Origin of the sequence: Alteromonas sp. ASW11-130, assembly GCF_026183735.1 — a bacterium.
In the GTDB taxonomy this organism is placed as follows: Bacteria; Pseudomonadota; Gammaproteobacteria; order Enterobacterales; family Alteromonadaceae; genus Alteromonas.
In genome coordinates, this window is sequence record NZ_JAPFRE010000037.1 from 1 (window position 1) to 24,595 (window position 24,595).

The 24,595-nt window shown below is 43.6% G+C and carries 13 protein-coding genes and 1 tRNA gene; 9 read left to right on the forward strand and 5 right to left on the reverse strand.

Annotated features, from left to right (window positions below):
• Window positions 1–164: 164 nt before the first annotated feature.
• The 3 genes from OPS28_RS13215 to gloB all read right to left on the reverse strand — a co-directional run bounded on the left by OPS28_RS13215 (window position 165) and on the right by gloB (window position 3,733).
• Entirely contained in the window at window positions 165–1,190 is a 1,026-nt protein-coding gene (locus tag OPS28_RS13215; RefSeq protein ID WP_265609941.1) for an ion transporter, read from the reverse strand.
• Window positions 1,191–1,197: 7 nt separating this feature from the next.
• Window positions 1,198–2,877, reverse strand: coding sequence for a LysM peptidoglycan-binding domain-containing protein (locus OPS28_RS13220; RefSeq protein ID WP_265609942.1), 1,680 nt, complete (start codon window positions 2,875–2,877; stop codon window positions 1,198–1,200).
• Between the two features lie 64 nt (window positions 2,878–2,941).
• Window positions 2,942–3,733, reverse strand: a complete 792-nt coding sequence (gloB, locus tag OPS28_RS13225; protein WP_265609943.1) for a hydroxyacylglutathione hydrolase — start codon at window positions 3,731–3,733, stop codon at window positions 2,942–2,944.
• Between the two features lie 86 nt (window positions 3,734–3,819).
• On the opposite strand from gloB, the gene OPS28_RS13230 reads away from it, so the two are divergent.
• Window positions 3,820–4,584, forward strand: coding sequence for a methyltransferase domain-containing protein (locus tag OPS28_RS13230; RefSeq protein ID WP_265609944.1), 765 nt, complete (start codon window positions 3,820–3,822; stop codon window positions 4,582–4,584).
• 93 nt (window positions 4,585–4,677) lie between these two features.
• Complete coding sequence (locus OPS28_RS13235) at window positions 4,678–5,328, forward strand: hypothetical protein (RefSeq protein ID WP_265609945.1); 651 nt, start codon at window positions 4,678–4,680, stop codon at window positions 5,326–5,328.
• A 29-nt stretch (window positions 5,329–5,357) separates the two neighbouring features.
• Here the strand turns inward: OPS28_RS13235 and metG are convergent, their stop codons facing one another.
• Window positions 5,358–7,418 (reverse strand): methionine--tRNA ligase, encoded by a 2,061-nt coding sequence (gene metG / locus OPS28_RS13240; RefSeq protein WP_265609946.1) that lies wholly within the window; start codon window positions 7,416–7,418, stop codon window positions 5,358–5,360.
• Window positions 7,419–7,604: 186 nt separating this feature from the next.
• On the opposite strand from metG, the gene dcd reads away from it, so the two are divergent.
• From dcd to OPS28_RS13270, 6 genes are all read left to right on the forward strand, one after another.
• Window positions 7,605–8,195 carry a dCTP deaminase gene (dcd, locus tag OPS28_RS13245; protein WP_265609947.1) on the forward strand — a complete coding sequence of 197 codons (591 nt, stop codon included), beginning with the start codon at window positions 7,605–7,607 and terminating at the stop codon, window positions 8,193–8,195.
• A gap of 21 nt (window positions 8,196–8,216) precedes the next feature.
• A complete protein-coding gene (locus OPS28_RS13250; RefSeq protein WP_265609948.1) occupies window positions 8,217–9,578 on the forward strand; it encodes an SLC13 family permease in 1,362 nt (453 codons plus the stop codon).
• Window positions 9,579–9,688: 110 nt separating this feature from the next.
• Window positions 9,689–9,765 (forward strand) — tRNA-Pro (locus tag OPS28_RS13255).
• Between the two features lie 544 nt (window positions 9,766–10,309).
• Entirely contained in the window at window positions 10,310–14,005 is a 3,696-nt protein-coding gene (locus tag OPS28_RS13260) for a hypothetical protein (protein WP_265609949.1), read from the forward strand.
• Window positions 14,006–14,009: 4 nt separating this feature from the next.
• The gene (locus OPS28_RS13265; RefSeq protein WP_265609950.1) at window positions 14,010–17,054 is read left to right on the forward strand and encodes a hypothetical protein; all 3,045 of its coding nucleotides are present in this window, start codon (window positions 14,010–14,012) and stop codon (window positions 17,052–17,054) included.
• A gap of 186 nt (window positions 17,055–17,240) precedes the next feature.
• Complete coding sequence (locus OPS28_RS13270; protein ID WP_265609951.1) at window positions 17,241–21,599, forward strand: hypothetical protein; 4,359 nt, start codon at window positions 17,241–17,243, stop codon at window positions 21,597–21,599.
• Window positions 21,600–22,436: 837 nt separating this feature from the next.
• On the opposite strand, the gene OPS28_RS13275 is transcribed toward OPS28_RS13270, so the two are convergent.
• Entirely contained in the window at window positions 22,437–23,261 is an 825-nt protein-coding gene (locus OPS28_RS13275; protein WP_265609952.1) for a LysR family transcriptional regulator, read from the reverse strand.
• A gap of 128 nt (window positions 23,262–23,389) precedes the next feature.
• Here OPS28_RS13275 and OPS28_RS13280 point away from each other — a divergent pair, with 128 nt between their 5' ends.
• Window positions 23,390–24,574: an acyl-CoA dehydrogenase gene (locus OPS28_RS13280; RefSeq protein ID WP_265609953.1), complete on the forward strand. Its 1,185-nt coding sequence runs from the start codon at window positions 23,390–23,392 to the stop codon at window positions 24,572–24,574.
• The last annotated feature ends 21 nt before the right edge of the window (window positions 24,575–24,595 follow it).

Here is a 24,595-nt window from a genome sequence, read left to right on the forward strand (position 1 = left end):
AAGAGCCCGAATATGCGCATGCAATCTTCCAACTTATATTAAAAATATCCTTGAAATGAACCGGGAGTCCATATATGGTATGACGAGAGATAGTTGCGAGATGATGGTATGACGTATTTTATGAAAATTCTTCTGAATGAAATAAGGTTAAATAAACATATTAACTAGCCTTTGGGATCAGGTACTGTCTGTTCTTTCTTAATTAATTCCGATTTCCACCGCTGCTGAGCGACGTGGGTTTTAACCAGCTCGATACATTCATTGATTATAAGTAGGACTTCTTTGTCCAATTCATCGGCGGTGGGGGTATATTCTTCCAGTCCGGCGTTGATAAAGCCATCTACGCGTTCTGCATCCAAATCTGATAACAAGTTAACCAGTGATTGGGTAACGATATCAGTTACAGCTTGTTCCAAGGTTTTCTCAATCGTTTTGCCTACCACCGGAACGTATGTGAGTGTACTGACCTGAGGGTTTGTTTTTACTGCTTTACCTACGCTTTTACTAACGTGTTGGCGAATTGCCTCACCATTGTGTCCATGTTGAATAGTATTGCCTAAATGATTTAATACACCCGCTAACCATTGGGTTAAAACAGGGCGGCGTGGGGCAAGCACGTGTCTGCCAATGTCTTCTACCAATGGCGAGCCAGCGGCAATATCTTTTTGTGCATCTGTAAGTACTTTCACTACGATGCGGTCAGAAAGCTCTTCCACAAACACATCATAGTAAAATGTAAAAAACCGAAAGATAGCGGTATGATTTAAGTCGATAATTTCGTACTTATGCAACCTGTGTAAAATAGAAAAAATTCGCAGAAAACGGAATATACGGGTGGCACCAAATGGAATAAGCCCGACCAGATCATACCAATGTAAAAAGGGGTAAAAGTACCAACGCAAGTGCTCCTTACGAACCACCGACACTATCCAGCGAAAACAAAACTCAACAAAAAAAATGCTGATAAAAACTAAGTCCACCAGAATAAAGTTGCGGTGAACTGGCGCGTAAGCGGCCTCGAATCCGGGGAAAAAGTTCTCTAGTTGCTGATTAACAAACTCTGTTCCGTAAAGCCCATCAAACAGCAACCATATCAGGTTGATCGTTAACAACCCGAGCATGACAAAGTCGAGGATAAACCAAGGTGTTTCGTGACTATTCCGTAAGTTGGCCCAGTTTATCCTTAGCATTGTGCTCCTAGCTTACATTTTTTAATCGGGTTACATCGACATGCAACGTTAGCTTTTGACCAGGTTGCAAATAACGACTTTTTTGTAAATCGTTCCATTTGCGAATGTCATTTATTTTAATATTAAATTTTGATGCGATACGCGAAAGCGAGTCACCCTTTCTGACGGTGTAGGTAAGCTTTTTCATTATTGCATCGCTTTGCGAGCCGTCATCATCAAGCCAAATAGCGAGCGACATGCCGGGACGCAAGGTGTCGATTGGGGCCATACCATTCCATTTGGCTAGCTTTTGGGGACTGACTTTATATTTACGCCCAATATCCCATAAGGTGTCACCTGACTGCACCGTATAGGTGAACTTGCGATCCGCACGCTTTCTATTTTGCGTGGTGGCCAGACGTTGCTCATTAGAGAGCGTATAGGCTGATAACTCTTTCAGCGCTACAGGCACCAGTAAGTGATCACCTGAACGGATAATATTGGAAGATAAATTATTTACTTGTTTAATAATCTGCGCGGTGGTGTGATATTGATGAGCCAGTTTGAGTAAGCTATCGCCTCTTTCTACGCGATGACGAACCCAATTAAGACGTTCAGTTTGGTCAATTGCATCCAGTTTCTGCGAAAAGCTGTCTGCAATTTCCAACGGCAATACAAGGTAGTGGGGACCATCAGGGTCGGTCGCCCAACGGTTGAAGCCGGGATTTAACGCCTGTAATGCTTCTAAATCCATTTCGGCCAAATCCGCCGCAAATGCTAAATCGACCTGGGACCCAATTTCTACTACATCAATTACCGCTACATTTTCGACTTTAGGCCAGGTGAAATCGTACTTATCTTTCTTTTTAAGTATATCTGCAAGGGCGAGCAGCTTAGGTACATATGCACGGGTTTCTCGCGGTAAGTTTAGTGACCAGAAATCAGTAGGTTTGCCCGCTTTAATATTACGTTTAATGGCGCGCTTGACTCGGCCTTCCCCGCTGTTATAAGCCGCTAAAGCATGTAACCAGTTGCCATCAAACAAATTGTGTAAATATTCCAAGTAGTCCAGGGCGCCTTGGGTAGAGGCGATAACATCCCGACGCCCGTCATACCACCATGATTGATGAATTCCGAAGCGTTTTGCTGTACTGGGAATAAACTGCCACATACCTGCCGCTCTGCCATGGCTGTAAGCGAAAGGGTCGAATGCGCTCTCCACGATTGGAAGTAACGCCAGCTCTAGCGGCATATTGCGACTTTCAATTTCCTGCGCAATAAAGTAAAGAAATGGGCGCGCACGATTCGTTACACGTGACATATATTCAGGATGTTTTAAATACCAATTGCGCTGAACCTTAACCCGCTTATTTTCTGGTATCGCAAACGTTAATTGGTTACCTATGCGCTGCCACACGTCGGTTACCACTACTGCCTCTGGCTCCGCGGATTTTGCTTCAGGCTGGCTAGTTGTCTTAATTTCCAGCGCAATCTCTTGTTGAGGGTGAATAACCTCGATAACGCCGTCATTTGCTACGGCGCAATCTTCCGCTTCAGAAATAGAGGTATTGGCTACTTCACAGGCCGCAAGCCTGGTTTGATGATCGTTTTTGATCGGGTGAGTTTCCACTACTTCTGTTGATGCGCAAGCTCCTAACAATAATGTAGAAACTAACGCTGAGAGTAGGGTGAACTGGCTTTTCAACATGACAATAACGCCCCGTACTGATACTGCAGAGGAGGTATTGTACGTATTAGCGCCCAAAATTGCATCAAAACTTATCTTTCCATTGGCGTAAAGAGGCAAACACATCTACTTCATCACGTAATTTGTGCTCACTATTTGCTTGTACAGACGAGCGGACTTCTTCATGGTGGCAACGTAAAAACGGATTTACCGCTTTTTGTGTAGCAATATCAGAAGGTAAGGTGGTTTTATCTTGTTGGCGTTGTTGCTTGGCCCAATTTTCATACTCCTGTAAAGCCTGATTATTTGGCTCAACGCCCTTAGCAAACGAAATATTTGCTAACGTGTATTCGTGCCCACAATATACTTTGGTATGGTCAGGTAAACGTTTTAACTTGCTTAACGAATGCACCATTTGGGCTGGAGAACCTTCAAATAGCCTTCCACAACCAGCTGCAAACAGCGTATCGCCACAGAAAATAGCGTCATGGCCATAAAATGCTATGTGATCAAGCGTATGGCCGGGTATTTCTAATACAGTGAAGTCGCAATTGATGATCGGCAAATGTACGGCATCACCTTGCGTAACGCTTTTAGTGATACCCCGTATATGATTACCTCTGGGGCCAATAACAGGTATGTCCGGGCGGGTAGAGGTTAACCGAGTAATGCCTCCGGTATGATCATGGTGATGATGGGTAATTAAAATTCCCGCCAACTTCAGATTGTGGTCTTTCAGATACGCCAGAACAGGCTCAGCATCTCCTGGGTCTACCACCACTGCATCCGTGGTATTACGTAAGCACCAGATATAGTTATCTGTAAAAGCGGGAATAGGTGTAACGCTGACATTGCTAGGTAAACTTGTTGTGGACATAAGCCCCCGCTTGAGAAAACAAAATTATAAGATACTATAGGAAGTTCATAGCCGCAGTGCAATAGAATGGATCAGCCACTATTTTAATGAAATCAGCTTTTCAAAAGCGAGAACCTCGCTATCCTGAAAGATGGGAGTTACTTCCAGCAGGGGATATAATCAAGCAAGCTGTACAAGATGTTTGCGATGACTATGGTCAACGAATATTTGGCTATCATTTTGTTAAGCTAGGCAATCTAAGTTCGCAGATAACATTGTCTAAATGCCCTATTTCCCACCAGATTAATCAAACCGCAAGCTCGTACTCCTGGTCTGGGCTAGTCGGAAAGTCTCACCAGTTACCTTACTCTGAAAACAGTGTAGATGGTTTCTTGTTAGCTAATGAGCTTGATTTTGCCCAGGATCCGCATCAAATTTTACGTGAAGTCGACAGGGTTATTACGCAGAGCGGGTATGTCATTATTAGTGGCTTCAACCCGTTAAGTCTTACAGGAATTGGAAAATATTTGCCGTTCAAACGAGGGAATATACTGCACGATGCTCGCTTTTTTACCAGTTCACGTATCAAAGATTGGCTACAACTTTTGGGTTTTGAAATTATAGAACAAAGACAAGTGCTGTTTTCCATGCTGTTTTTTAACTACAGTCGAAAGCATCCGTCAAAGTTACAAAAGTGGTTAAGTGATTATTGCCCATGGTGTAGCTCGGTATATATTATTCTGGCGAAAAAGCGTGTTTATCCAATGACTACAATCAGACCGAAATGGAAATTACAGCCGCAATTCAATCCTGTTGGGGCAAGTATGCGTGAAGGTTCTTTTTCTTCCGTAGTAAAACCAGAGTGCGACTAACTCGAGAATGAATACGTTTTCACTTAATTTCTTCATTTTACATGTTAGTATTTTTACGCGTATACAATTGAAACCATAGGGTAGGTAAAACGATTGCGTAGCTTCACCAATCTTAAAGGACTACTACTATTAATATGGATAATAATCTTATCGGGCTGCACAGGCCGAGATTATCAAAAGAATTATGAACTTGCTCAGTACTGTACTGATAAGTTTGAGAAAAATCATCGCTCATATGTCGGGCCAGGTTACCGCTATGACTATGACATTGGTTCGATACAGTCTAATTGTATTAAGCGGAGGGGGATTAAGCAATTTTACCAGCTGATCTACCTTCCACAAGGAACGCAGCAAATTTCTATCTGGTCCCATCCTAACTTATCCCTTAAGGTAAAAAGCTTTTTTTTACCGCAACTATTAATTTTAAAAGACGGTGAATGGGTTGAGTTACCCCATAGCAAAGAGGTTAAAGGTAGTGAGTTCGCGACGAAAGTTTATTATATCTATCACTACGATTTACGTGATGTAGATGTAAGAAAGGTAGTAGTCACCACTTCACCGAAAAATTACGGCCATCTGTTTGAGTATGAACATTTGAATAGTTACGACCTTACCACTATTCACCGGTACAAGATGCCGTTTGCCAAAGGGGCCAAAATAGACTTCTCTGCGTTACAGGAATGGCAATTTGGTGATGAAGAATCAGAAGACGCGGAAAAAGAGGTATTAGCTGAGAAAAGGTAGCGGGCATAATGCCAGCCACCTTAGTCTGGCTATTTCACTCGCATACCAGGGCGTGCGCCTTCGTGAGGCTCTAGAATATATAAGTCTTTCCCACCTGGACCAGCCGCTAGAACCATACCCTCTGACATCCCAAAACGCATCTTTCTAGGTGCAAGATTGGCCACCATCACCGTATGCTTGCCAATTAAATCTTCAGGCGCATATGCAGACTTGATTCCGGCAAAAACTTGACGGGTTTCGCCACCCAGATCCAATTCAAGGCGTAACAGCTTATCGGCTTTTTCGACATGTTCAGCGTGCGCAATGAGGGCGATACGAAAATCAACTTTGGCAAAATCATCAAAGGTAATTTCTTCGCTGATAGGATCTTTGGCTAACGGGCTCTCAGGGTCAACTTTAGGAGTGGATGTCGCTTTTAAATTTTCTTTTGATGCTTCAACCATAGCGTCAATTTTATCCTTATCTACGCGCTGCATTAGCGCCTTAAATTTGTTAATCGGATGACCTTTAAGAGGCGTTTGCGTACCAGCCCAGGTCAATCTATCGTTCAAAAAAGCTTCTGCGTCAGTGGCCAGTGCGGGCACGATAGGTTGTAAATAAGTGACTAACACGCGGAACATATTGATACCCAGTGAGCACACATCATGAGTAAATTGTTGCTTGCTTTCGTCTTTAATGGTTACCCACGGCGCATTCGCATCAATATATTGATTAGCTTTATCTGCCAACGCCATTATTTCACGTACAGCCTGATGGTATTTACGCTTCTCGTAATGCAAGGCAATCTTGTCGGCAGCCTGACTGAATTCAGCGAATAATGCTGGCTCCAACACGGTATCAGACAGCTTTCCGTCAAAGCGCTTGGTGATAAAGCTGGCACAACGGCTGGCAATATTCACTACCTTACCGACCAAGTCAGCGTTAACTTTTTGTGCGAAGTCTTCAAAGTTTAAATCGATGTCAGTTACGCCATCACTTAACTTGGACGCAAAGTAGTAGCGTAAATATTCAGGATTTAAATGTTCAAGATAAGTGCGGCCCTTGATGAATGTTCCGCGAGATTTAGACATCTTCGCACCATTTACCGTAACAAACCCGTGGATGTTCACCCCAGTAGGCTTACGATATCCTGCCCCTTCTAGCATGGCCGGCCAGAATAGGCAGTGGAAGTAAGTAATGTCTTTACCGATAAAGTGGTAAAGCTCTGTATCATGACCCGGGTTCCAGAAGTCGTCAAACGCTATATCGTGTTCATCACAATAATGTTTGAATGAAGCCATATAGCCTACTGGCGCGTCTACCCATACATAGAAAAACTTATTGTCGGTGCCGGGTATTTCAAAGCCAAAGTAAGGCGCGTCACGGCTGATATCCCATTGTTGCAGGCCAGCTTCAAACCACTCCTGAAGCTTGTTCGCCATTTCTTCCTGCAATGCACCCGAACGGATCCAAGTTTTTAACATGCTTTCAAACTGTGGTAAGTCAAAAAAGTAATGTTCTGATTCTTTTAATATTGGCGTTGCACCGGACACAACACTGCGAGGATTAATAACCTCAGTGGGACTGTACGTCGCTCCACATACATCACAGCTATCGCCGTTTTGATCTTCTGCTTTACAGCTTGGGCACGTGCCTTTAACAAAACGATCCGGTAAAAACATTGCTTTTTCGGGGTCGAACAATTGATTAATTGTGCGTTTGCTGATGTAACCTGCTTCATCCAATCGCTTATAGATAGTTTCACACAGCTCTTTGTTTTCAGGCGAGTGGGTGACATAGTAGTTATCATAATGAATGTTAAAATCTTTCAGATCCTGATGGTGCTCTGCTCGCGTTTGTTCCACCATCTGCTCGGGTGTAATACCCAGCTCCTGTGCTTTTAGCATCACCGGGGTACCATGAGCATCATCCGCACAAACGCTATAGCATTCATTCCCAATTAGACGTTGAAAACGTACCCAGATATCAGTCTGGATATGTTCGAGAAGATGACCCAAATGAATTGAACCATTAGCATAGGGAAGTGCGCTGGTAACCAGAATTCGGCGCTGGTTCGCAACTGCACTGGATTGCGTTGTGTTTTCAGACATATGACAAAAGCAAATTAATACGTTAAAAATGGCTGCAAATACTAGCCGAAATGCACTGTTTTTGCATTACGTATTTTGCTTTAAAGGTGGTTTTTACTTAAATAACGAGACTAGCAGTCAGCTCACATATTGATTGGATGGATATTGTCCTTATAATGAGCCCTCACTTTTATGCAGGAAGCCATAATGCGTTTGTCAGACAGAGATATTTTTGAATATTTGCAGGTGGGGAAAATCGCCATCAATCCAACTCCTGATTATTCGCAGATCAGCGGCGTGACAGTAGATATCCGCCTTGGAAATAAATTTCGCGTTTTTGAAGATCACCAGGCTCCCTATATTGATTTAAGTGGCCCCAAAGCTGAAGTGCAAGAAGCGCTTAACTCTGTTATGAGTGACGAAATCGAGCTCGCTGACGGAAAAGCATTCTTTTTACATCCCGGTGAACTTGCACTGGCTATCACTCATGAATCAGTTACCTTACCAGATAATATCGTCGGCTGGCTGGATGGTCGTTCGTCTTTAGCTCGGTTGGGGTTAATGGTTCACGTTACTGCCCATCGAATCGATCCGGGTTGGTCTGGCAATATTGTGTTGGAATTCTACAATAGTGGTAAGCTTCCTCTAGCCTTACGTCCTCTAATGAAAATTGGGGCACTAAGCTTCGAAGTGCTGTCCAACCCAGCTGAAAAGCCTTACAACGCTCGCCTAGATGCTAAATACAAAGGGCAAGCTGGCGCGGATGCGAGCCGTATTTCATCTGACGAACAAAAATAATAATAACAATGGGAATGGAATATGAGCAAAAGTAGTATTGTTGTCGTTGCTCTGTTGGTATCGATAGGGGGTGGTGCAGGCTTGTTTTTAGCTCAACAACCAAAAGATATCGCACTCACCGCGGCGATTACTTTATTCGTTGCTATTCTATGGATTACAGAAGCGTTACCCATACCTGCAACATCCTTAATTCCCTTTGCCGCGTTTCCGTTAACCGGGGTTTTAACCCATTCTGAGGCAGCCTCTTCCTTAGGGAGCCATGTCATTATTTTATTGATGGGCGCGTTTATGCTGTCTAAGGCGTTGGAAAAAGCCCATCTTCACCAGCGTTTTGCCGTCTATATGCTGCGGCTAACTGGTTCCGGCAGCGCATTTAAATTGCTAATGGGGTTCATGCTCACCACAGCTTTGTTAAGTATGTGGATAAGCAACACAGCCACCGTGTTGATGATATTGCCCATGGCCCTAGCCATTATTGAAGCAATGAAAAGTAAACGTTTTGGTATTGCACTGATTTTAGGCGTGGCGTATGCAGCTAGTGTAGGTGGAATAGGAACCCCCATTGGGACACCTCCGAATATCATATTCATGAGTGTTTATGAGGAAACTCAAGGCACGCAATTCAGCTTTATTGAATGGATGAAAACCGGAGTGCCCATCGTATTGTTAGCCTTACCATTTATGGCCCTATGGTTATCCAGAGGATTATCGTCGGTAGGTGAAATTGATTTACCTAAACCGGGCACATGGAGCAAAGCGGAAAAACGGGTACTAATGGTGTTTGGTACCGTAGCGCTTGCCTGGGTTTTTCGTCCATTTTGGACCAATTGGCTAGCGCTTACCACGGTAAGTGACAGTACCATTGCTATTGCAGGCGTGGTAGCAATGTTTCTTATTCACAACGGAGAAGAAAAGCAGGGCAGGTTACTCGACTGGAAAACGGCGAATGACATTCCATGGGGCATGTTATTATTGTTTGCTGGTGGAATCTGTATAGCCAAAGCATTTAAAGCTTCAGGGCTAAGTGTTTTGATGGGTGAATGGCTAACAGGGCTTTCCACATTGCCGATACTTTTTCTTATTCTTTCAATTTGTCTGTTTGTGACCTTTCTTACTGAAATTACCTCCAATACGGCAACGGCAACCTTACTTATGCCTATTTTAGCCGCAGCAGCATTGGCGGTAAATGTCGATCCGAAATTGTTAATGATCCCGGCGGCCATTAGTGCCAGTTGTGCTTTTATGCTACCTGTAGCCACCGCCCCCAACGCGATTGCTTTTGCTACTGAAAAGTTCACCATCAAAACGATGGCGCGGGAAGGTATCGTGCTAAATATAATTGTGGCTTGTATCACCACCTTAGTCTGTTATGTAACCCTGTAAAACAAACTAAAAACCGCTTATTTGCTCAGCAAATAAGCGGTTATGGCACCAATGTAACAAATCTCGTTGCAATGTAATAAAAAATAAGTACACTTGTCCGCTCTTTCGGTCGGTGTGTAGCGCAGCCTGGTAGCGCACTGTCATGGGGTGTCAGGGGTCGGAGGTTCAAATCCTCTCACACCGACCAATCTCTCCTTTTCAATGATTTACCCCAATCGTTGGTTCTTCCGCCATAAATGGTGGGCACGTATTCCTATTCAACGATCAATTACCCTTTCCCTAGCGATATGGGTCATTAGTCTTATTCAATAGCAATCGAAGTTTCAAAAGCCCAGCGCTTTTTTTCATATCATTTCTATTTTGTCGTTAATGCCTTCGGTTATGCCGTTATTCCATCTAAAGAAAAAGAGGACGTGACGACAATACTGCACAACGATTGCCATGTTTCAACATGTCAGTTCTAGAGGTATGTAGACCTAACTACTACCTTATATGGCAGTGCTGAAGGAATACGTACAGTTTAAATAACTTGGGTTCAAATCACTGAGTTCTACACCCACACATTGTTACGCAAAAACTTGCTAGCCTGAGCTAGATAGCTTTACGTTGTCGAAATTTTCGCTATATCTGCTAGGCAGAAGATAATCAGTATACAAATTCGGTCTGGATAAAATTTGTACAATTGACTATTTTTTGATAACTCTCTGGGTTATCTGTAAACGGATGTTTCGATGAAGATCGTACAAATAAAATTAAATACTCGGCTACTTCAAGATGTTTCAATAACCGAGCTACGCATCAGACTTATTAAAGTTACTAATGATAACCCTTCTCCAAAAGTGATGCTTAACAGCAAGGCGTTAGTCGAGTCGAGCTTTTCAGAACAAGGTCGCGCTACACTGGAAGTTGATCTTGATATAAAAGGAAAAGTTGCACTGTGCGTCGTTAGAGTAGTGCAGTCAGAACCTTCTGTATTTTACTCAAAAGTATATGCATCACTAAACTCTATACCAGAACGTGTGCAGTTAGGCGACGATAATGCATCGGATGATGAGACCCCAACCGCTCCTACAGGAATAGATAACGTCTTAACCTTTGGTGAGCGAACCATTCACGGATTTAACCGTCGAAATACAATGGTGGAGCGCTTTGCTGACAGAGCACGCCAATCTCTTCAATCAGTACTCACGCGTGGTGAACAAGCTGGGCGTTTTGCCAATGATTGGTTAGGCAATCGACCCATTAATAAAGCGGCAAGTTCCCACTTTGTTACTTCCTCAGCTAAACGAGACGATGTAGCGAAACAAAATCGGCAAGAGAGTTTGGATAAACTACGAAAATCACCTTTGCGTAAAGGGATTACGCTAAGACAAACTAACGATCTAAAACTGGGAAAAATTCCCGCCGATACACTAAATTCTTTATTGTCTTCTTACCGACACGGGCAAACCTATGATGTACCCAATCGGCATGAAGATGAGTGCTACCATAAAGCACGTGCTAATGTGACCTTACAGCAAGTTAATGCCGAGGCGCAGTTTAGATCTCACGAAGCCTCAGCCGTTGATAGTGAATCAATTGATGAACTAATTGCCCGCTTAGTAAAACAAATGGGCACGTCTTCAACTCCTTCTTTGCGTCCCACCTTAAAAGATATCGAAGCAAATCTTCAACCTCCAGTCGCTTCCGGGCCAGCTGATTCTCCGGCATTTTTCGATTTCCCAGTATTACATATTGCTTGGCGGGATACCTGGGAGGCGGTATTGGATGGTGCGCTGAAAAAAGATGTGCAGGCGCTTTACAATCAGGTTGTGGATATAGTGCCGCCTGAATATCTTAAGGAAAAAGGGCAAAACGATGTCGCGGAAGTAAGTGAGCTTCAACATCTGCTCAATACGCTTAGCGGCGTTATAACGTCAGCTGATGCCGTGATGCAACCGGATGCCGATATACTCAATTGGGATCTAGATGGTATTCAGGAGAAATGGCGGTTTTTGTCGTTTGACGATCTTGCGCATATTACTGCCCTTTATGAACTGATGGTATATGCCCGTCAACACTATGTGTTAAGCAGCAACGAAATTCAAATGGCGTACTCCGAAAGCCAAAAATTTTCGGAATTAGATAGCAGTGATGTCTATACCTGGGGAGAAGTTTGTATAGATGAAAATGTGGTAGAGGAAGTGCCGCCAATGAGTGATTGGTTAGCGCTCGCGCTAGAAAATTTGCGTCGATATCCCCATGGTTTTAACCCAGCAAAAAAACCAGGCGCGGCTTTTGTAGTTTGGCGAAGGGAAGAAATAAATGTGGCTTTGCCGAAGGACATCGAGGCGTTATCCCATATTGATTCCCAATACTTAATAGAACGTTCTATTTACGATATCCATACAGATGATCTGGCTCAAGCACTCGCGCAGTCTATTTTAGATAACGCGGTTACCTCAGATGGGGGAGCGGTGAATTCGTTAGGGCGGGCAGAACAGTTAATTAACTCCCTGCAGCGACGATCGGACACGCCTTATCAATTTGATGTATTTGCCGCCAACAGTTATAACTTTGGGTTGGTCACTAATTACCGCCAAAAGTGGACCCCGCTTGCTTATCAGGCAGGAAACCTGGTGGGCACCATTCCTTTAGCACCTGCCGAGTCACGTCGTTTTACTGTGCGTAAGTCCAGTAAGGTGGAACACTCCCGAAGTGAATCAACCCAAGCGAGCATGGCGTTTACCGACGAATCGACAAGCACCGCGAGATTAGAGGGCGAAATTAATGAACGGGTGGATACGTCAATGCGTTCTGGTACCAATATTAGCGCTAATGTGAATATAGGAGTGAAAATATTGGGAGGGAGTTTTGCCGCCTCCGGAGATTTCGGTTCCGACTTAAGTAATTCGTCTACCCAGATCAAAAAAGACCTGCGCGAGACCACCCGAAAAATGGCGCAGGAATTAAAAGAAGAGCGCCAAGTAGAGATATCAACTAAACGTACCGACGAAACTTCATTTGAAGAAGAGCGAACAATAACCAATCCCAACGAAGAAATTTCAGTAACGTATTTATTTTATGAACTACAACGGCGTTTTGAAGTATCAGAACGACTACATGACATCACCCCGGTTATTATGGTCGCTAATGCAGTGCCTTCTCCTGATGTAATCAACGAGGCTTGGATATTAGCTCATGATTGGATCTTAAAAGAGGCATTATTGGATCAGCAATTTCATGCTACTTTACAAATGTTAGCGAACACGTTCACCGGTGACGAAGTGGCAGTGGAAATACTGGAACAACAGTGGATCACACAACTTCGTATTGTTGAAGAATTACGTGATCAATTTTCGGCACATACAATGTTACGCGAGCAAGCGCGTTTAGCATTAGCAGAAGCGGCAGAAGAACTGGCGGACATACCTGATTTCACCGGCAAGCCTAAAGAGATAGGTAAAGAGCTGGCTAAATATTTGTTAGGTGATTCGCAGGAAGAGGAAGAAGCAAAGCAGGCCTTAGAGTGGGTAGAACTAGACTTACGTAACGCCCAAGCCGGCCTTGAACGTAGTATTTCTGCCCTTGAGCGCGCAACCCGAGAATATACAGCCGCTGTGGTGAAGCGCTTAAATCGTCGAACTAAGCTTGATCATTTTATACTGCACATAAAAGAAAATATATTACATTACATGCAAGCTATCTGGCGAAAAGAGCATCCTGATAAGCGCTATTTACGCTTATACGATGTGGAAATTGATTGGCCCAGCGAAGTGGAAGGAAATTTAATTGCACCTGGGGCAAACAAACAAGCGAGACTTGACCCAACAACGCAGTTTTTGGAGGACAAATTACCTGATTTGTTAGGCCAGCTGAAGGTTGATGTTCCAAACTTCGACGAAACACGTTGGTTGCATGAAGTCGCAGATCTATCGAAGGTATTAGGGTTTCGTGGCAACTATGCCGTTTACCGTCTTAAAGAACCCAACACTTTTACTCACTATATGCTACAAGACTTTTTAGACGACTATTTTGGTTTGACTGATCCCGATTTATCCGATCATATTCCCACAGCGGAAGAAGCGCTTAAAATTGCGCGATGCAAATGGTTGCAAGAAGGGATTACTGAACAGGAAAAAGACGACGTTGCTGAATGGCTCGTGGAAGCGTTACGTACGTCCAATCAAGTCAGTCAGATTATTACGTTACCCACCAGCGAACTGTTTATAGAATCACTACCTGGCTCTCATCCTGTGATGGAAGATTACAAGTTACAGCATCGTGCCTACGACGCTGCCAACGCCAAAGTAAACGTCAGCATTAATGAGCTTGAGATGTTACGACGTGCAAAACGCCTGATTGATGGTGATATGTCTGACCCTGACATTGATAAGTCCATTAAAATTGAAGGTGGAAATGCCAATCTCGACGTCAATACAGATTGACTGTATGAGCACTCCCAAGGAACCCGAAAAACTGATCAGTGATGCGCTATCGCGTCATGCAGCGGTAAAACGTTTAAACGTATTGTGTGCATGTTTTGAAGTGCTGAACAGTACACCACTTACGCTATCTGAATTATTAACGAATATAACGCTATGGGAAAAAAGACTCGGGTTATTGGAAGACGATTTCGACTACTCACCCCCCCACACTTCCTTTGTTTCCATGTGGCCAGCCACCACCTATTCAGCCGCCATTGAAGCGCTTGATAATGCGATAGAATATGTATATCCCGAGCACGTCGGCTTCCGGGAATGTTCTACATTAAAACAAAGTGCGCGTGACTTATTAGAACTGGATCTACTTGCTTTAGATGAACACATTTTATTTCAACTTGAAGTTGAACTTAAACAGGTCGAGAAGCTAAGACATAATTGGTTATTAGAACAAAGTCAGCGTTATTCAGATCCGGTGGAGCAAGCTGATTTAGCCGTGTGTTGTGCCATTTATATTGCTTTACGGAGTGACTCTCCTTTTCAATTACAAAACGAAGGTGTGATGGAGTCGGGCCGATTCCCGCGTCCTCCAACTCATCCTATACCTCCTGAATTAGTGCGTATTAACACGCCCAATCCAACGCTTCGCACGATGGCATCGATTCACGGTGGCGGTTGGCTTACACACCCTAACAGCGCCCAAAGTGTACTTGGGGCGTTAGCATATTCGGTAGAAAATTTCAGGTATGAATTGGCGAAAAAAGATGAGCTAATACCCCAGCTATCACATATTCCTAGCGAATATAATAGTGAGCCTTCTGCACTGGTTCAGCATTTACGAGAATGGCACGGTCTGGCGCCTATACAAGTTCCCGCCAAACAGTACAATCCAATAGTAAACTACTTTAACATCGCTCAACCTCAACCAGCGATATCGCTTAACACGTTATGGCTTCGCTATATTACCCGAAAGCATCCCATGTTGGCGGGGCTAGAGCACTTATTTAAGACACCTCGTGAGGTCTGGGAATTATTGCATAACGATGGTAAAACGTTTGCACAAGCGGGATTATGCTTATGGCGCACGATCTATAACCGTCTGCGTATTGTCGATACAATGCCTGTAGATGGGAAAGCAATTTTTATGGATACCGGTCAATTCAGTCGAGCTGCGCCAATTTTGTTACACGCGACAAAAGTGGTTAAACATAATTTAACCGCCACCGATCTTAGTCCACTAATTAATTTCTCGATAAACCGTTTACGGTTGAAGCACGAGCCGAATATAGACCAGAGTATTGACTATAACGCGGTGCTAACGGGGGTTGTCCTGTTGAGTATTGTGGCCGTCCCTTTTGTAGGAACCCCCGCCGCAGGTTTAGTGTGGATTGGCGGGGTTATGCTTGAAGTGCAAGGGCTATTCGAGCTAAATCAATTAAAAAATGATGTGACAAGATTTATTCAACTTAATCGTATTGGCGATGCCGAAGAAGCTTATAGTGTAATCCATCCTTCACTCGAACGCTTAGACAAAGCTGAAAATAACTTTATTGATATTGCAATGTTACTTGCATCGGTGGGTTTAACGATGGTTGGTGGGAGTTATTCAATCGTGAATTTATTGAAGCGCCACACCCGAACTGTCGCAGCTTCTGCACTTAACCGCACAGAGCGGTTTTCTACCAAATCAGTGCGCAATAACACTGAGACCCTCAAGGAAAACCGGCATGTGACTCAAGACATACCGTCAACCGGTGAAGCAGAGCATGAATTCTTAGAGTGGTATCAGTCTTCAGGCTCCCAGTTTTTTCCGCTTAACAGAAATACCTTTATCAAGAATATTAAGAAAAGCGACAAACAGTTTCAAAATACACATATTCGGGAAGAAGAGTTAAAAGCACTTATTAAAAGTAACAGTGATATATACCAGTTCTGGCTTCATTTCAAAAAAATGTCGAAGTTTAAGGACGCAGACGATGCTCACAAATACTTTTCAGCTTTGGACAATAAGCCGGTAAGGTCTCATAGTGAAAATCGTGAATTGGAACGCTATAACAAGTATAAACATATCCATGTTCCAACCAATGCCCACGAACAGCGCTTGTACTTTGAACCTGATACACGCGACAACCAATGGGTTCGGTATAGCGGAACAGAAGCCGGAAGGTCAACTACTTTCAGCCATTCTGGATTTCGGGGATTATTTCAAAACCTAGCCCCTGACGTAAAGTTTAAGCGATCAATGAGAACTCAATTAGGCTTTAAAACCCCAAAAGCTGAAACGCAATTTCATTATTGGGCAACATCGTCGCCGCCAAGGGCAAAGTGGGGCACAAACGGCGAACGCCTTTATCGCGTCTATATAACTGAAAGAGACTTCGACCACGTATTACCAACCCAACACGCTAAAGCCCTAAGAAGAATAGGTAAAACCTATGAATCAGTTTGGTTAACCCGCGATAAGATCGTGGTGGGTCACCGTTTTGATGTTAAATATTTCGCTCGAATATTGGCTAAAATAGAAGCGCTAGATCATGCTGTGCTGTTGAAGAAGGGGATTACCCCGCAAGAGGTAACCACTATTCGAGCAGAATTAATTAACATGTTTAATAACGACGTTGACAATTATGTGCCAGAGTTCAGCCTCGATGGCATACGCCGGGGAAGCAAATCGACCAAACTGCATCAGCTGGTCGTATTTGAACCTGAAGAGTATACCCCAGAATACGCGCAGCAACTGGTGCCAGAACCTTTTTCCCAGATTATTGAAAACCAGTTAGCTGCCACCGATACTAATCGCTTTATTTTTGATCCCACTTTTGTAAACCGTATGGTTAAAGAAGAACCTATTGGCTTAAAAACGCTTCACGCCGTATTAAAAAAACGAATTCAACTGTTAGCCTCACAAGGGGTAACAGAACACACTACCGCCCATCAGGTCATCGAAATCATAGAAAACAATGTTGTGAGACACCGAATGCAGTTAGGGCGTTTGCCGATGGTGCCCGAGTCGTTAGAGATGCATTCGTATTGGGATGGATTACGTCGACGCTAAACAATACAAACCTAGTGCTTTTGACAATATCGTAAGCGTAGTGACCGAGGGGGAGGAGCCATATATTTTTAACCGCGCATGTAGCAATAGTTAAGTTTAGCGGCCTGCACAATAAATAAACATTTGCAGTGGCGTGAGGATCGACTACATTTTTTATGATAGCGACGGAATAGGGGGTGTTGGCCGATGCAACAACCCAAACGGAATTACACAGGCCTTATTGCGATTCTTGTGAGTATTTCTGTTTCACTAGGGATCGGGATGACGCTCTATTACTTTAAAACCCAGCAGAATGAGCTTGTACAAAATCAACTTCATTTTTCTGAGCTTGGGCTGTTAAGTAACGATATTTTAAATGCCTTTAGCCAGATTCAGACTCTGACTGATTTGAATCACAAAATCTTGCTAGAGAATTGTCCTATCGAGTTAGATACCTATACGTCAGAGGAGCAACAAGCAAACCGCAAAGTTTGTGAGGAGCAGATTGACGCCCAGACCAAAGGCCTCGCCCTTATCTCGCAGGAAAGCCCTACCTTAAGACATATCCAGACTGAGCGATACTGCCAGCAAGGAAATGAAAAAATAGACTCCGATTCAGTGAGCTATTCCTTGATAAAAGCAGAAGGCACGCAAAACCGTTCTGATAACCGTTACCAATTTTTGTCTTCGTTCAGATGTTTAAGCTTCAAAGTACCCTTACACGATTTTATCAGTACCAAACTTAATCACTTATCGTTAGTCGCGCTGGTAGGTAGACGTGGCCAGGTGTTAAGTACATTTCGTAATCAAGAGGACACTTATCAGCATAGCCTGTCGTTCAATAATATCGCCGCCCTTTTGCAGCCATTGCTAGAAGCGGATAAAGAAGACCTATCTAGCTCGGCACAGGATACAGAAACGGTATCGCCAGTCGCTACAACTAAAGGCTACTCTACCTTTATTGAACACCCAATAGGAGGGGTACGCTACCGCGTTTACTTTACCCCTGTGAATGTCCCACCTAAGCTTGAGGATGAAGAGATAGTAGATGGGAAATTGTACTTAGTCGGAATTCGACCCTATCAAGAAATTTCCGTCGCAAAATTATATGTTCCGCCTCAGGTAGCCACTGCAATCATAGTAGGTTTAATGCTTGTCATTGTCGCGTTGCCTTTAATTAAGTTACGGTTTGTTTCTCATAAATACTGTTTTAAAAAATCCGACGCTCAGCTTATCAGTCTTGGGTTGTTGTTACTGGTAGGCTTTAGCGCCATCTACGGTGTTAGTTTAATCATTCAGCGTGAAATGACAATGCGAGTAGATAACAACGCGGCTATTGGTTTTCAGCACATTAAAAATAACTTCAAGACAGAAGTTATCGCAGTGACAAAGCAAGCCCGTGATTATGCTAAATGCATAAACTATAAAGACATAAGTGCTGCCACCAACAGGATTTTTACCAAACCCTGTCCGCAAGCCACCAGCCCTATCGTACCCAATCTCGAGAGCTTATTTAAGGCCAATGAGAAAGGTGATATCTCTAATTTGATTTATCGGACCCATGAGAAATTCGCGCGAAATACCCGCCCCAATATTGCCCATCGCGAGTATTTCAAGGCCATTAATGAACAAAAAGCGTGGCACTTACCAAACATGGGGCAAACACAAAGAAAAGACGAACAGTTTTTCATTCAGCGTATTTTTAATATTGCCGATAGTCGTAAATCATCTCAATTTGGATGGAGCCTGCCAAATGAATTCGATAATGGGAACAACCAGGTTAAAGTGTTAAGCGGTTCCGTTAATTTGCAATCTCTCAAAACGCCATTACTGCCACGGAATATGAAATTTGTGGTCTTCGACACCCCGTCGGGAGAAGTGCTATATAGCAGTAATGACACCGATAGTTTAGTTGAAAACTTTTATATCGCTTCTGACAACTCTCCATTATTGAGACAATTCCTTGTAAGTAATCGGAATGGTCATACTACAATAAGCGAATACCGAGACGTCTCACGGGGGGGATCCTACCCATTTAAAGTGTCAGGGAGTTATCATGGCCGCGAGGTTGATTATTATGTAGGTAAACTCATGAATGAACTTCCATGGACGTTGGTAATTATTCATGAAAAACAAGAGCTTCAGTACATTTCAATGATCGCGATTTTATTTGCAATGGTGCTGTTGACGTTACTTATGCTAGTGGCCTTTGTGGTGATAAGAGTTACTTTCAACTGGATGCCTTGGCAGAGTATGCTGCTATACCGTAAAACTAAAACCTATGTTTATTTTCCCTTCAGTCTGCTGGTGGTACTTATGATTATCGTTCAATTGGTAATCATTTTTTATGTTCAGGACTTAATTCTTCATATATTCCTAGGGCTATTAAGCCTGTTGATTATTCTTCGCATGGCAAGTTTATATTTGTTTCCTAACCGCAGATTAAAACGCGTAACCGGTCTCGGTATAGTGTTATCGACGCTGGTTATCATTCCCTACGCAGTTTGGCGTTTAACTGATTCAGCTTATTTGGTAGGCGTAAGCGAGGCGGAATGGATATCGCTATGCTTGATGCTTTTGAGTACGGGGGGCGGGTTCTGCTGGTTTCACCATAAATATAAAAAATCATTGGCGCGGGCAAGACGACGCGACATTAAGCAAAATATTCGAGGTTATGCGTTTCATATATTAGCGCTGCTCTTAGCAATTAGCTTTGTGCCAGCAGTGCTTTTTATTACGACCAATTATAACTACCTCTATCAACAACTGGCGCGCCTGGAACAATTTGAATTGAACCATCGTAGCCAGCAACGATTGCAAAACCTAAACGAATATTTTAATTACATCGGTCACCCAGGTTTTGCGAATAAATGCGAGTTTGTGGTTAATGCATTTAAGGATTTTAACAGTAATGAGACAGACAAAACGTGCCTGCATCCAAATTTAGATACTTCCGATAGGTGGCCAGTGTTTTGGGAAGGCGGACAGGAGAACATGCGTAAGGGAAGCGCGTATCTGGAATGGGAAATATTTGATTTTGCTGTCGCCGCAATAGATTATACCTTGCAGCTAAAAGTACTTAACTATCTTAGAGAGCAGGGGGGCGCTACACCGTTAGCCGGTATAACAATTCCAACACATACGCTATTGAAACATTCACTAAATAGCGCTGGTATTTCCTTATTTTTGTTCATCTTTAGTTTTTTAGCTGTTTTCTATTATATTTGTCGTGAAATGATCGGGCGAAGGTTTTTAGGCGTGGATTTGTCAGATGATTTCCGTTCTCGGCAGTATCATTACGAACAACAGTCAGACATTCAACGTTTAATAAAGAAGCTTTCTGAGCCCCGAAGTGGCGTCCAACATGCGTTAATTTTGCGACCTACACGTAAGCACATAGCTTCGTTGCTTAATTCGGTAGCACCCAGACTATTTAAACAAAAAGTACTCGACTTACATGCCTTGTTGATGAATGACTCTCTTTGCCTGAGTAGCGAAAACGGTGACGATACAAAGGCATTGCAGGGAGGGGCGAGCTCTGAGCCACACAGCATAGTGCGGCTTAAAACAGGATTACAAAATAACGTGCACCAACACGATGTTCTGGTGTTGAAAAATTTGGGTGCAATAGCCTTTAACGCAGAGTTTAGAAAACGAGCGTTGCAATTTATTGAGTTTGCTATGGCTCAGCCATCTTTAAGTATTATCATTCTTGCTGACGTTTCGCCTTTATATAAACTTACCCAACAATATGCTTATCCAAATATAGTCGATGGTCAAATAGCCTCGCAAGGAGAGCGTATTCTGTGGTCAAACATTTTTTCCCGTTTCAGTAAATACTACGACTGGAACCCAACACAAGAGCAAACTATTAAGTTATCGCCAAATATTTTGACAATATTGGAAAATGAAACGTCCTGTTGGCCGGAAATGGGGCGAATTGCATTTGAATTTTATGAGTATCATTACACTCAACGCTTAAGCTCTGAAGAGCAACAACGTGTCAATCAGCAGGTGGAAGAAAGTAAAAAGAAGGAAAAAACGTTGGCGTTTTATCAGGTCACAGCGTTCAAAGAATCAGTAGAACACTACTGGTCAGCCCAACAGTTGTATAATTTTTTATGCGAACACGCTGGCGCTATTTTCCGGTATCGTTGGGAACAATGTACCAAGCACGAACGCATGTTGCTGTATAATTTGGCAACTGACCACTTAGCTAACCCGCTGGGGTATGGGCCACTATCGCACCTAATCAGGCGAGGATACATCATAAAACGAGCTATATGGCGCATCGGCAGTGAAAGTTTTAAAAATTTCATTCTTACTGCGGAAAGCAATGAAATTTTCAAACGTTGGTTATTGGAATCTGAAGAAAGTATCTGGCGCTATGCCCGTATACCGATTTTTACTTTCATTATCGTGCTGGCGGGAGTGATGATCTATAGCGCTACTGAGGCAATTGAACCGGTCCTAGGCCTTTTAACCGCGCTGCTAACGTTATTGCCCCTGATACTGAAAAATTCCACCAGGTTTAAAAACGCAAGTTCCGAGACCCCTGGGAAATAATGCTAGCGAACTTTCAACAAAAGCATGCACCAGGCCGCCATCCCGAAACACCAAGTCGTCACCCCGAAACACCAGGTCGTCATCCCGAAACACCACATCGTCATCCCGAAACACCACATCGTCATCCCCATGACAATCGGGACCTCCTTAACTGTTGTAGAAAGCGCAGACACCCTAGGTGACTTCGACTCATAGGATAATTTCTACCTTTAGTGTATAACGAAGGAGATCGTGATTTTCATCACGATGACGGGATTTTTCAAACGTTCGTTGCAACACTCCAAGTCGTCACCCCGAAACACCAGGTCGTCATCCCGATGACAATCGGGACCTCCTTAACTGTTGTAGAAAGCGAAAACACATTAGGTAGCTTCGACTCGCAGGTTAATTTTTAGCTTTTATGTATAACGAAGGAGATCGTGATTTTCATCACGATGACGGTATTTTCCAAAAGTTCGTTGTAACACTCCAAGTCGTCACCCCGAAACACCAGGTCGTCACCCCGAAACACCACATCGTCATCCCGATGACAATCGGGACCTCCTTAACTGTTGTAGAAAGCGAAAAAAAAACCTTAGGTTGCGTTAACTCGCAGGTTAATTTTTAGCTTTTATGTATAACGAAGGAGATCGTGATTTTCATCACGATGACGGTATTTTCCAAACATTCGTTGCAACACTCCAAGTCGTCATCCCGAAACTCCAAGTCGTCGTCCCGATGATGGTAATCGTTATGTGGTGAAGCTTGAACTTCGGTGAAATAACTAAGCCGAGCGGTAGAACGGTTTATTTATGGATTACCATGAATTCCAAATATGAAGCTGATGAATAAATTCACTTAACTACCGCTAACTAACTGGACTAATATTTCCACCACAGACGTCCGGTTTTCAAACGCCACTCCAATATGCCGTGTCAAACACACCCCCTTCACTGGACGACAGACAATATCATTAAGATAATCAGCATTTTCAGCTACAGGTATAAAGGCGCAGCCCACACCGGCTTTAACTAAACCAATGGCGTAATCTATCGTTTGGATGCGAGCGCGTATGTCGGGAAGTATATGGGCCTGGCTAAGTGCTTCTCTGAGTAAGTTCCATCCTTCACACGGCTCTCGCTGAATAAAAGCCACGTTGGCTAAATCGGATATATCTATCTCTTCTTTTAGGCTCAGAGGGTGGTCCATTGGCATTACCCATTGGAAATCGTCTTGCCACATGGATACAAAGTCTTCATGGGTCTTTAATAGCTCATAATTGATAATTCTTGCATCACACTTCTCCTCTGGAGGAACCAAGGTAAGTTCCAATGCATTCACTTGGGAGGTAAAACGTTTTAGAACATCACTTATGCGCGCGACCCCAAGCCCTTTAACAAGTCCCAGCCGGAATGGTTGTTTGGGGTTTTCTTCCTTTAGCAGGTACTTTATGGCTGCGGCTTGACCAAGCAATTGTTGGGCTAAAGGGTAGAGTTGATGGCCCGCTTGTGTAGGTTTCACCCCTCGCGGATAACGAACGAACAGCGGTTTGGACAAGCTTGCTTCCAGTAGTTTTATCGCTGCTGAAATAGAAGGTTGAGCGATATATTGACGCTTTGAGGCGGCACTGAAGCTGCCCGTTTCGTAAACAGAAACAAAGTATCTGAGATTGCGTAAATCCATAGATAAAAACTATAACATCTAAAGTTAATTAATATTATTCCTCTAGCATTATAATCGCTATTATCATTTTTTTAACATTTAAAACGTGTTAAAACATATTAATAACTGGTTTTTCAATAGGTAATAGTATGGCATCAGCAAAACCCGCATTTAATTGGCAAGACCCGTTGTCAATGGACTCCATGTTGACCGAAGATGAGAGAATGATGCGCGACAGCGCGCACCAATTCTGCCAGGAAAGACTGATGACGCGTGTGCTTGAAGCTAACCGTCACGAACGTTTTGACCGCGAAATTATGAACGAGATGGGTGAGCTGGGGTTGCTGGGGTGTACGCTTCCGGCCAAATACGGTTGCGCTGAAGTCAATAACGTTGCCTATGGGCTGATTGCGCGTGAAGTTGAGCGTGTGGACAGTGGGTACCGCAGTGCTATGAGTGTTCAATCTTCACTCGTTATGTATCCCATATTCACATACGGTACCGAAGAACAGCGCGAGCGATACTTGCCCAAGCTAGCTACCGGAGAATGGGTGGGATGTTTTGGCTTAACCGAACCTGATTCAGGCTCGGACCCAGCGAGTATGTCCACACGCGCCACTAAAGTGGATGGAGGCTATAAAATCACTGGCTCCAAAATGTGGATCACCAATTCACCCATTGCAGATGTATTTGTAGTGTGGGCGAAGCTTGATGGCGTTATCCGTGGCTTTGTACTTGAAAAAGGAATGGACGGCCTAAGTGCACCGAAAATTGAAGGTAAGTTTTCTTTGCGAGCTTCCATCACAGGTGAGATTGTCATGGACAATGTGTTTGTGCCCGAAGAGAACATGTTTCCTGAGGTAACGGGTTTGAGGGGGCCTTTTGGCTGTCTGAACAAGGCCCGTTATGGCATCGCATGGGGATCATTAGGGGCCGCAGAATTTTGTTGGCACGCAGCACGTCAGTATTGTTTGGATCGCAAACAATTTGGCAGGCCTCTAGCGGCAACTCAGCTTATACAGAAAAAGCTGGCGGACATGCAAACAGAAATCACCATAGGTTTAATGGCGTGCGTGCAAGCAGGTCGAATGATGGATGAAAACCGCCTCGCGCCAGAAGCGATCAGCCTAATCAAACGTAACTCGTGTGGTAAGGCACTGGAGATAGCCCGAATAGCGCGAGATATGCATGGCGGTAACGGCATAGCTGACGAGTTTCACGTAATACGACATGTTATGAATTTGGAGGCGGTCAATACGTATGAAGGCACACATGATGTGCACGCATTAATTTTGGGTCGCGCTCAAACCGGATTGCAGGCATTTTCAGGTTAATTACCTGAAGGCTTACGCCCT